A 10,640-nucleotide genomic window follows, 5' to 3' on the forward strand; every position below is an offset into this window, starting at 1 on the left:
GCCGATTCTGATAGATTTTTATGAAATGCATTTCAATAACAAGTTTCATAGCATTGCGATCGAGCATTGCGCGCACGGCATCGCTGCCATATGAACAGCTTATGGCGGCCCGGAACAGCGATACGACCACAATGCCGCGCACGACACGCCCGACGATGGACGACGTCGCGCGTATTGCAAAAGTTTCAAAGCCGACCGTCTCGCGGGTGCTCAGCGGCAGCCCGCTGGTCAGCGCCGAGACGCGCGAGCGCGTGCTCGCGGTCGCACGCGAGCAGGGCTATGCGCTGAATCGCCACGCGCAGAAGCTGCGGCGCGAACGCGCCAATGCGATCGCCGTCGTGCTCGACTTCGGATCGCACCGCCAGGGCGCGATCGGCGACCCCTTCATCTTCGAGTTGCTTGCGGGCATTTCCGAAGCGCTGTCGGTGCGCGATCTCGATCTGCTGCTGTCGCCGTCGGGGCTCGATACGGTCGAGGGTTTCGTCGATCTCCACCGCTCGCGCGGTGCGGACGGTTTCATCGTGCTGGGACAGGGCGCGCGCGATGCGCTGCTGCGGAAGGTCGCGCGCAAGGACATTCCGATGGTCGTGTGGGGCGCGGTGAGCGACGCGAGCGGCTATTGCGCGGTCGGGAGCGACAATTTCCTGGGCGGCCGGTTGGCAGGCGAGCGCTTCCTGTCCTTCGGACGCCGCCGCTGGCTGTTCGTCGGCAACCGCCAGCACGAGGAAATCCGCCTGCGCTTCGAGGGGCTGCAAGCGGCCGCGCGGACGGGCCAGAATATCGAGATCGAGGTTCTTTCGATCGAATCCATGGCCTTTTCGGCGGTTCACGACCAGGCCCACGCCTATCTGAAGGCGTGTACCGAACGGCCCGATGCCGTCTTCACCTTTTCCGACACCGCCGCGATGGCGGTCATCGGCGCCTTCAACGCCGAAGGCCATCTGACCCCGCGCGACTATTCGCTCATCGGCTATAACGACATTCCGCCCGCCGCGCATTTCACCCCGTCGATCACCACGATCGCGCAGCAGACCGGAGTCGCGGGGGCGCTGCTGGTCGAAAAGCTGATGCAGACCCTGGATGGCGGGCGGCCGCGATCCGCCATGCTGCCGACCCGGCTCGTCGCCCGGCAGACATGATGCCCCTCCGGCCGAAAGGCCCGCGGCGGGCCATATGCTCGCCCGTCTTGGCACAGCCTGCATGACCGGCGATGTGAGAGGTCCGCGCCAGGAGCGAGCCCGGCCGGAGGGCATCGCATTACGCTAGGCAGGCGGATCAACGCTTGCCGCCGGGCCGGTCGATGTCTAGCCATCAGACCGCCGCGCAGAAGAGCGCGCCTTTGCGGATTTCGCACGTTTTTGGCGGCAGCCGGCGACGCCGTGCAGGAGCAGCTGTCATAGGTTCGCAGCTCTCGGCGCTTTTGGGGAAGCATCATGTCGATTTCGAAGCTCGATCGCCAGATCATAGAGTGCCTCCAGCGCGAGCCTCAGATGTCGAACCGGGCGATCGCCAGGGAAGCCGGGGTTACCCAGCAGACGGTAGCGAGCCGGATCAAGGCCATGGTCGATGGCAGGATCATGCGTGTCATGGTGCAACGCGATCTTGTCGCGGCGGGCTATCCCATCCTTGCCTTCGCAGGCATCAGCGTCGACGCCTTGCCGATCGCGGCGACAGCGAAATCACTCGCCGCGATGACCGAAATATTCAGCATCACCATCTGTCCCGGCTCACCGGAGATTCTGGCAAATGTGAACGTCCGCAGCGCTGACGATCTTCCGTTGATCGAAACCGCCATCAGGGGCGTCGAAGGAGTTACGGACTGCCAATTGACGATTTGCGAGACGGTTCACAAGTTCGTCGCCGGCGCCGGCGATCTCGCTTCGGAAATCGGCCCCTTCTCGCCTGCCCGTCGCCAGGAGGATCTCGACGAGGCGATTATCGAGCTTCTGGTAGACGACGGGCGTCTTAGCAATCGTGAAGTCGGACGCCGCGTCGGCATCTCGGAAGGGAGCGTCAGGGCGCGGCTGAAGCGGCTGACCGCGGACAGGGTCATCCGGCTCGGCATCGTTTGCGAGCCGGACCGTGTCGGCTATGACGCTGCCGCCTACATCTTCTTCAAGGGAAGCCGCGCCGCGGTCGAAACGGCTCTCGCCAACTTGACCGGACGTGATGAAGTCAATTTCGCCGCCACGGCGCAGGGGGCCTATGACGGGGTGTTGATGTGCGTCGCGGACAAGTCGACCACCCTGCCGCAGCTCTGCATCGAGGATCTGAGATCCATCGAAGGGATCGGCGCAATCGCATTCCGTCCGCTCTTGAGGACGGTGAAACATCGTTTCGACTATATCCACATTGGCGGGGAGCGCGCACCGCATCCACCGCAAGAGGGCTGAACCAGAGCAAAAAGAGGGGACGGAAGCAACTCGCGCCCCCGTCCCCAGTGGCCCTTGGTGAATCTCGCCTATTCTGCCGCAATCTGCCGGCCGGCGAGATAATCCCGGTCGAATTCGGCGCCGCGAACGCCGATCATCGCGCCCGGCGTGGCGCCGGTGATTTTGCCGCCGTGAAGAATGGGTTCGCCATTCACGATGACCCATTCGATGCCCTGCGCGGGACAGACGCGGCGCCAGTCGCCACCGGGCAGGCAGTGCGCCATCTCATAGTGGTCGCGATTGTAGCCGAGCCTGGCATAGTCGTAGATGTAGAGATCGGCGGCATAGCCCTCGAGCAAGGCCCCACGCTTCGCGAAATTGTAGATGCGCGCCGGCAGATAGCTCAGACCGTAGTGCATTTCCTCGAGCGAGATCCGGCCTTCCTCGCGGACGAGCCACATGATGTTGTCGGTCGCATACTGTCCGCCGCAGTGGAACTTCACGTGCGCGCCGCCATCGGACGTTCCCGAGACCACCCGCTTGTGAAGGAGGATTTCCGCCGACATATCGGGATTGGTGCTGGTGGCGACCGTGGTGCGGAAATCCGCAACGGCTTTCGAACCGGCGACGATCGCGAAGAAGATTTCGACGACGTGTCTGTCCTCGGCCGCCGCGATTTCGCCCAGCAACTTGCCGTTATATTTGGTAAAGGCCGAGGCCTCCCGTGCATCGACGAGCTTGAAGGTCTCAAGCGGGCCGCCCGCCCCCATCCACATCATCGGTTCATATTCTTCGGCGGCTCGAGCAACGAAGGCCGGGTCGGCGGCAAGAGCCGACATCCTGTCCGCGGTCCGAGCGAGGGTGAACGCGAGAAATGACGGACTCGTGCCCTGCCACACGTCGAATTCGGTCGCACGCAACTGGTTCCACGAGCGATTGACGAACGCCTGACCGTAGATGTTGAGGCCTTTGGCTTCCATCTCATCGAGCCAGTTGAGCAGGCTGACATGATAGTCGGGCATCGCGTCGATCGGGGTGATGATGTTGAGCAGGACCGGGCGCCCCGAAATGCGCGCCATCTCTTCGACCGCAAAACGGTTCGAAACCTTTCCCGGAGGAAGTTCGCATAGACATTGAATCACGCCTTCGCCGCGTTCGCGCAGCACGGCCGCCAGATAATAGGCATCCTCGATGTTCATGCCGTCGGTCGGCATCGGCGATCCGTCGATATCCTTGTGGCTATTCTGGTCACGCAGGAAGGAGAAGCCGAAACCGACCGCGCCCGCGTCCATCGCCTCATGAAGCAGGCGACGCATTTCGCTGCGTTCCTTGGCGGTCGCCCCGCGCGACTTCGCCGCCTCGATGCCCATGACATAGATCATCAGCGAGTTGAGCGGCATATAGGCGGCGATGTTCACGCCCTTCGCCACGCCACGGAGCGTTTCCATCCACTCGGGGAAGCTTTCCCAGGTCCAGGGCAAGGCCTGCTGCATGGCGGTCATCGGCACCTGCTCGGTATTTTCCATCATGAGCATATATCGTTCGCGGTCTTCGGGGCGGCACGGCATGAAGCCAAAGCCGCAATTGCCGACGACGAAGGTCGTGTTCCCGTGCCAGCTCGAATCCGCGCAATAGGGATCCCAGAAAATCTGCGCGTCATAATGGGTGTGAGGATCGATCACGCCAGGCGCCACGATGCGGCCCGTCGCGTCGATCACGCGCGCAGCGCGTGAGGCGTCGAGCTGGGTGGAGATCGCCGCGATCTTGCCGCCCTTGATGCCGATATCGCCCGAATAGCGAGGGATACGCGTGCCGTCGACGATCGTGCCGCCGGCAATGATGAGATCGAATTCAGCCATGCGACAGTCCATCTCCACGGCGACCCATGGGGGTCATGGTCGTCCGATGCGCGATATACGCATAATTAATATCACTATGTCAAATATTAAATAATGCGTATTTCCGCTGAAGCCTTGGAAGCGCCCCCATGGGCCTGCCCGATGGCGTTCTGGCGCGACCCGGGGACGTGAGAATGGACATTCGACAGGAGCAGGTGGGAAAGGAACCTCGCAGGTCGCATCCGTGCGCTGACGAGAGCGCCGCGAGCGAGGTGCTGCACCGCACCACCTGCCCCGTCAATTTATCTGTTTGACCAAATATGCCGGTTTCCCTAGCGTTAGAGCGGGAGTGCGGCTTCGGCATCAGTGGCCCGATGCAACGCTGCGCGAAGGAATGCCGGAAAACGGCGGCCTTCAGCTCTCTTACGCAAAATATAAAATCAGAAATCTGGGATGGTATAATGCGAATCAAGGGCCACATGTGCGCTCAGCGCACGAAGACTATTATGGCATCGTGCATGGCGATTGCCGCCGCGACATTTTCGCAGGCAGCACGGGCGCAGGAAACGGACACGGCAACGGCTGCCGTCAACGCCGGCCAAACGGACGGCACCGAAATCATCGTGACGGCGCAGAAGCGCGCGCAGAGCATCCAGGAAGTACCGGTCGCGATCACAGCACTCGGCGCCGACGATCTCGAGGCGCGGGGCATCCGCAATCTGGCGGACCTCGCCCGGCAAGTACCGTCGGTCAACTTCGGCGAGGTGGCGGGGACGTCGCAGATCAGTGCCCGCGGGATCGGCCTCGCGCTCCTGACCGGCGCGGGCGAAAGCAGCGTCGCATTCCACGTTGACGGCATGTATATCTCGCGCCCGAGCGCCGCCGGGCTATTCCAGACCGACGTGAGCCGGATCGAATTCCTGCGCGGTCCGCAGGGCACTCTCTATGGACGCAACGCCACCGGCGGCGTCGTCAACATCATTACCCCCGAGCCGACGGACCAATTCAAGGCTGGCTTCCGTGTCGGCATCGGCAATTATGACCTTCGCGAGACCAGCATTTATGTGAGCGGCCCGATTTCGGACGATGTGCGCTTCCGCCTCTCCGGCGACGGACTGGACCGCGACGGCTATGTCTTGAACAGCTTCGATGGCGAACGGATCGACGATGCTCGCCGCTGGGGAATGCGCGCAGCGCTCGACGCGGATGTCGGCAATGTCACCGCGAAGTTGAAGTTCTTCTATCGCAGGAACAGGTTCAAGGGTCCGTCCTACGATCCAATCGACGCCAACTTCCCGTTCCCGCCGGGAACCTTCGATCTCGATCCCTACCGCATCGTCGCCAATTCGCCTTACGGAGCGCGCCAACGTGCGGTCGGCGGCACATTGCGCCTCGAGGCGCGGGTGAGCGATGCGATCACGCTGGTCAGCCAGTCGAACTATATGGACTATAAGTTCAACATCGACGTCTATGACGGCGACGGTACTGCGGTCGACCTGTTCAACGTCACCCGGATCGACGCATCCAAGAGCTTTTCGCAGGAATTCAACATCATCGGCGAGAGCTCGCGCGCCGACTGGGTAATCGGGGCCTATTATCTACGCGACCGCATCCGCCAGGACAATCTGACGGCGACTCCCGGCTTCGCGGCGCTGGGCATTCTGGAGACCAACAGCTTCAGCAACATGCGCGTGAACAGCTATTCGGTATTCGCCGACCTGACCTACAAGGTCACCGGCGCATTCAGCCTGTTCGGAGGCGCGCGCGGCCTCATGGAGCATCAGGACATCAAGCAGACCGCTTTTCTGGTAACGCCGGTCGGGAATGCGTTCCTTTGCACGCCGACCACCCCTGGCGGCTTCACCAAGCAAGATCGCTCGGCCGTGACCGGCCGCTTCGGTGCGCGCTACGAGTTCAGCGACAACGCCAACATCTATGGCCAATATTCGCGCGGCTACAAGAGCGGGGGGTTCGCGCCGTCGCAGTGCGGCAATCCGTTCAAGCCCGAGACGATAAACGCATTCGAGGTCGGCTCCAAGAACAGGCTCGCCGATGGTGCGATCGACCTCAATCTTTCGGCCTTTTACTACGACTTCAAAAATCTGCAGTTCGAGCAGATCATCTTCACCTCGCTCTTCACGAGCAACGCGCCAAAGTCCGAGCTTTACGGCATTGATGCCGAACTGCTGGTTCACCCGGCAAGGGACTTCACGCTGAATGTCAGCGGTTCGCTACTGCACGCCAGGTTCAAGAGGCTCAGCGACACCGACCCGCTCGATCCGGGTGCGGGGCTTCAGGATCTCGCCGGTGTGCCGCTCATGCGGGCGCCGGATTGGACACTGAACGCCGGAGCCCAATACGACCTGCGCGGCGGGTTCGGAACATTCACGATCCGCGGCGATCTTTACGCGACGGATAAATTCTCTTTCCGCCAGTTCAACGACCCCGGCGCGATCCAGCCGAGCTATGTGACCTTCGGCGCATCGCTCACTTACCGGACTCCCGACGAGCGTTGGGCGCTGCGCGCATGGGTCAAGAATGCGAACGACAGGGCAGTCCTTCAGGGCGTGGTGGCAAATCCCGGCCAGGGGCATCTCGGCACCTACGCGGCGCCGCGGACCTACGGCCTCGAGCTATCTGCAGACTTCTAGGGACGGGGCGGCCGGGCGGCCGCCCTCCTCTCGCCAGTGGAGAAACCGAAACATGTCCCTTTATACCGATGTCGACTATCCGCATCAGCCCAGCGACGACGTGGATTGGCAGGAATCCTTCGTTCTCGTGTTCCGCGATCCCAAGACGAATATCTGCGGCTTCCTTCGTACCGGCGCGTATGTGAACCAGGGATATTCGCAGGTTCACTGGGGCATGGCGCTCCCCGACGGCTCCCGCTTCCGCCGCAATCGGGCGAAGGTCGACTGGGAGCCGCATCACCTGACCGGCAACAGCTTCCAGTCGGGCGACTTCACCCGCTATACGATCAACCCCGATTTCGTCCGATTTCAGGGCTTCGACAAGGACGCCGAACTCGACATCCGCATGTTCGACTATCATCCGTCGCAGGACTGGGAGATGATCGGCGCCGAGGCACCTATCGTCTCGCGCGGCGGACAGGGGCATCCCGAGAGCGGCGGCCGGATCGAAGGACGCATCCGCATCGGCGACCGCGTGATCGATATAGCCGATGGCTTCGGATACCGCGATCACAGTTTCGGCCCGCGCAAGCACAATATCTTCCGCGCCAATCGCTGGCATGCCGGCACGCTCGGCCCCGCGCTCAGCTATTCACTCGTATACTCGGTCGCGAGCGACGGCAGCGCCTATAAATTCGGCTGGCTCGTTCGCGAAGGCAAGCGGGAGAAGATCAAGGATCTCCACACGGTGAGCATGACGCTGAGCGACGGCTATTCGGTCATCGGCGGCTGGACCGTCGTCGAGCTGGATAATGGCGAGACGCTTCGGATCGAGGCCGAGACCATCGATGGCATCGTGACCTCGACCCATCTCGTGAACGGTGGTCCGGGTTCGTCACCTGCGGGCATCGAGGCGATCTCGATCCCTCGCTGCGGCGATCTCGTCGGCGGAGTCTGCGACTTCAACATGATCGACAATGCCCATCGCGGCGAAATGGAAGTTTCGCACACGTTGCTCGCCAATGTCGACGACGGGCTTTCACGACGGCCATTCGATCCCGGCTGGGTACGCTGATGACGTCATCATCCTATATCGCCGACCATCTCGATCAGCCCTGCGCCGACAAGGCAATCCGCTGGTCGCGAGTCAACGCCGGCGAACAATATCCCGACCAGGTGCCGACATTATCCTGGTCGGTTCAGCTGAGCCGGGGCGATGAGATGATGCGCGCCTGCTTCCGGGGCATGGGCTTGATGAGGGCAGCAGACATGGTCCTCCCCGAAGACCGCGCCCGCCAGGCCATCGGCATGCGTCACGGCCGGCTTCTCGCGAATGTCGATGTTCTGCGCGATATCATGGACCGCCTTCCCGGGGATGCGGGTGACGCGCTTGAGGAGCATCTGCTCGGCGCACGACCGACGACGCCGCAGGCGCGCGCCGAAAAACGCTCCTTCGCGGTCGCAAGGAGTATGCCGGGCGCCCTTTATCGGAGCGTCCGGGACGTCCCGCGCCATTCAAAGGCCGTCAAGGCATGGTGGAAGCACTGGGTCCGGCGTATCGCATCCGAAGGCGCACCGGCCGCCCGCGAGGTGCTCGGAACAATCGTTCAGGAGCAGGTGCGCGACGCCTCGATCAACGGGACGGCTGCTTTCTGTCAGCAGGCCATCTTCGGCATGGCGGCGGAGATGCTGTCCGCCGGGCCGCGGAATCTGCTTCTCAAGCTCCCGAGCAGCCATATGTTCCCTGAGATGCTCTTCGCAGCGGCGGCATGGAGTTATGCGAACGGGCAAATCTCGCGCGACGCGGTTATCGAGGAATGGGGATATTTCGGCGCATCGGGTGGCGACGTGACTTCGCCCTCGATCCGCGCTCGGCCAGAGATGCTCGATGCGCTGCAAGGCGCCTATGCAGGATCGATATCCCCCAGGGAGGCCGCCGAGCGCGCGCAGGGACAGCGGGCGGAGTTCATCGACGGACTTGCGAAGAGTGTCGCACCGATGAAACGCCCGATTCTCCGCTGGCTGCTGAATCTCTCGGACAAGCTGGCCTATTCACGCGAACTCGGTCGATCGATCTGGCTCCAACGAATGGATGTCGCGCGCTGTGCGGGCGCCGCCATCGGCCGGGAACTGGCATCGCAAGGATTGCTTCGCGACGAAACCGACGCCTTCCACCTTACGACTGAAGAGCTTCTGCAAGCGAACGCATCGAATCTCGACGGGACCGCAGCGCACCGCAAGGCGCTTTACGAATGGCGGCAGAGCTTCGATCTCCCCAACAGCTTCGCCGGCGACCCCAAGGTCATCTTTCTCGACACGGACCATGGCATGGAATCCGGCGAAGACGACGGCGACATGCGAGAAGAATTAGAAGGCATTCCGGCCTCGGCCGGTGTAGCCCGCGGCACCGCACGCGTGGTTCTTAGTCCGTTCGAGGCGGGCACCTTCAAACGCGGCGACATTCTCGTTTGCCGCTTCACCGACCCAAGCTGGACGCCGATCATGTCGCTTGCCGGCGGTATTGTCGCCGACATCGGCGGTGCCCTCTCGCACGGTGCGATCATTGCGCGCGAACTGGGGATCCCGGCGATCGTCAACACTCGCCGGGGAACGCGCAGAATTCCGGATGGAGCGCAAATCGAGATCGACGGAACGACCGGCCGGATCGCCATTTTCGAGGGCGTGAAATGACAGACATCGAACGGACCCTGCAAACCGGCGTGCAATCGCTGGAAGACGAGCTTGCCGTTGATGATTTCGGCACCAAGAGCCGCAATCTCAGCAAAATGATCCGCGCCGGCCTGCCCGTTCCGAACGGTTGGGCGCTCTCGTGGGAGTTTGCGCAACAGGTGACGAAAGGGCATCGCGGCGCCATCGAGCGACTGCTGCGCATCGGCGATGCCGCTCCCGGCCTGCTCGCGGTGCGGTCGTCGGCGATCGGCGAGGATGGCGAAGGCGCGAGCTTTGCCGGGCAGCATCTGACGATCCTCGGTGTCTCCGGCGCGCACGCCCTTGTTTCAGCGGTCGTGCGGGTCGAGCGCTCGGGTGAGACCGAGGCCGCGAGAACCTACCGCCAGTCGAGCGGCGTATCAGAGGAGCCGAAGGTCGCCGTGACCATCCAGAAGCTGCTCGACCCCGAAGTCGCCGGCGTAATGTTCACCGTCAATCCGCTGAACGGCGATGATGAGCGCCTCGCGGAAGCCGCATGGGGCCTCGGCGACGCTGTAGTCTCAAGCCGGGTCAGCCCCGACAGTTACCGCATCGCCCGAGGCGGGGTACTGCTCTCCTCGACGCCCGGCGTGAAACGGCTTTCGCTCCATCCAAAGGCAGGCGGCGGGATCGAAGAACGCGAAATCCACTCGAATTGCGCCGCGGAGCTTTCATTGTCGGGCGGCGATTTCGCGGCGCTCGACGATCTCGCGACCCGCTGCGAGACGGTTTTCGGCTACGGCCAGGATATCGAATGGGCCAAGGCCGAAGGCTGTTTCTGGCTCCTCCAGTCGCGCCCGATCACGAGCATGTCCGCCGTACGATGAGCTTGACGCCATCCCGCGCTACGCGCCCAATATTTGAAGCTCAAACTGCGACTTCCAGCGAATTACAACAATGATGTGCCCGCGAACCCCGGGAACATCTTTGTTGGTGGTTCAGTGGCCGAAGCACGAACCGCTCCGCGGATTGGTGCTAGCCGCGATGTAGAGCGGTCCAGCGAGCGCCGCGGCTGATTGAACGTCCGCGGCCACAGGCAGACCCTTTCGACTCCTTTACCTGAGGAGTCGAACGATGAACGAGCTTATCCA

The 10,640-nt window shown here is 62.6% G+C and carries 7 protein-coding genes; 6 read left to right on the forward strand and 1 reads right to left on the reverse strand.

What is annotated here, in order from left to right:
- The first annotated feature begins 101 nt into the window (after positions 1-101).
- Both VHO04_RS10305 and VHO04_RS10310 read left to right on the forward strand, forming a co-directional pair.
- Positions 102-1,139, forward strand: a complete 1,038-nt coding sequence (locus VHO04_RS10305) for a LacI family DNA-binding transcriptional regulator (protein WP_329628246.1) — start codon at positions 102-104, stop codon at positions 1,137-1,139.
- Positions 1,140-1,433: 294 nt separating this feature from the next.
- The gene (locus VHO04_RS10310) at positions 1,434-2,393 is read left to right on the forward strand and encodes an Lrp/AsnC family transcriptional regulator (RefSeq protein ID WP_329628247.1); all 960 of its coding nucleotides are present in this window, start codon (positions 1,434-1,436) and stop codon (positions 2,391-2,393) included.
- Positions 2,394-2,461: 68 nt separating this feature from the next.
- On the opposite strand, the gene VHO04_RS10315 is transcribed toward VHO04_RS10310, so the two are convergent.
- Positions 2,462-4,231: an N-acyl-D-amino-acid deacylase family protein gene (locus VHO04_RS10315; protein ID WP_329628248.1), complete on the reverse strand. Its 1,770-nt coding sequence runs from the start codon at positions 4,229-4,231 to the stop codon at positions 2,462-2,464.
- A 299-nt stretch (positions 4,232-4,530) separates the two neighbouring features.
- Between VHO04_RS10315 and VHO04_RS10320 the strand changes: the two genes are divergently transcribed.
- From VHO04_RS10320 to VHO04_RS10335, 4 genes are read left to right on the forward strand one after another with little or no spacing between them, the layout of a single operon-like run.
- A complete protein-coding gene (locus VHO04_RS10320; protein WP_329628249.1) occupies positions 4,531-6,861 on the forward strand; it encodes a TonB-dependent receptor in 2,331 nt (776 codons plus the stop codon).
- Positions 6,862-6,913: 52 nt separating this feature from the next.
- The gene (locus VHO04_RS10325) at positions 6,914-7,915 is read left to right on the forward strand and encodes a DUF7064 domain-containing protein (protein WP_329628250.1); all 1,002 of its coding nucleotides are present in this window, start codon (positions 6,914-6,916) and stop codon (positions 7,913-7,915) included.
- Complete coding sequence (locus tag VHO04_RS10330; RefSeq protein WP_329628251.1) at positions 7,915-9,531, forward strand: PEP-utilizing enzyme; 1,617 nt, start codon at positions 7,915-7,917, stop codon at positions 9,529-9,531. The genes VHO04_RS10325 and VHO04_RS10330 overlap by 1 nt, the downstream gene beginning before the upstream one ends.
- Positions 9,528-10,376: a PEP/pyruvate-binding domain-containing protein gene (locus VHO04_RS10335; RefSeq protein ID WP_329628252.1), complete on the forward strand. Its 849-nt coding sequence runs from the start codon at positions 9,528-9,530 to the stop codon at positions 10,374-10,376. Before VHO04_RS10330 ends, VHO04_RS10335 begins: the two co-directional genes overlap by 4 nt.
- Positions 10,377-10,640 lie beyond the last annotated feature (264 nt).

It is taken from the genome of Sphingopyxis sp. (assembly GCF_036261875.1).
Lineage (GTDB): Bacteria > Pseudomonadota > Alphaproteobacteria > Sphingomonadales > Sphingomonadaceae > Sphingopyxis.

Bases quoted from the DNA above. Each gene is read 5' to 3' on its own strand.
- VHO04_RS10305 (WP_329628246.1), top strand. From the start codon at position 102: ATGGCGGCCCGGAACAGCGATACGACCACAATGCCGCGCACGACACGC.
- VHO04_RS10310 (WP_329628247.1), top strand. From the start codon at position 1,434: ATGTCGATTTCGAAGCTCGATCGCCAGATCATAGAGTGCCTCCAGCGC.
- VHO04_RS10315 (WP_329628248.1), bottom strand. From the start codon at position 4,231: ATGGCTGAATTCGATCTCATCATTGCCGGCGGCACGATCGTCGACGGC.
- VHO04_RS10320 (WP_329628249.1), top strand. From the start codon at position 4,531: ATGCCGGTTTCCCTAGCGTTAGAGCGGGAGTGCGGCTTCGGCATCAGT.
- VHO04_RS10325 (WP_329628250.1), top strand. From the start codon at position 6,914: ATGTCCCTTTATACCGATGTCGACTATCCGCATCAGCCCAGCGACGAC.
- VHO04_RS10330 (WP_329628251.1), top strand. From the start codon at position 7,915: ATGACGTCATCATCCTATATCGCCGACCATCTCGATCAGCCCTGCGCC.
- VHO04_RS10335 (WP_329628252.1), top strand. From the start codon at position 9,528: ATGACAGACATCGAACGGACCCTGCAAACCGGCGTGCAATCGCTGGAA.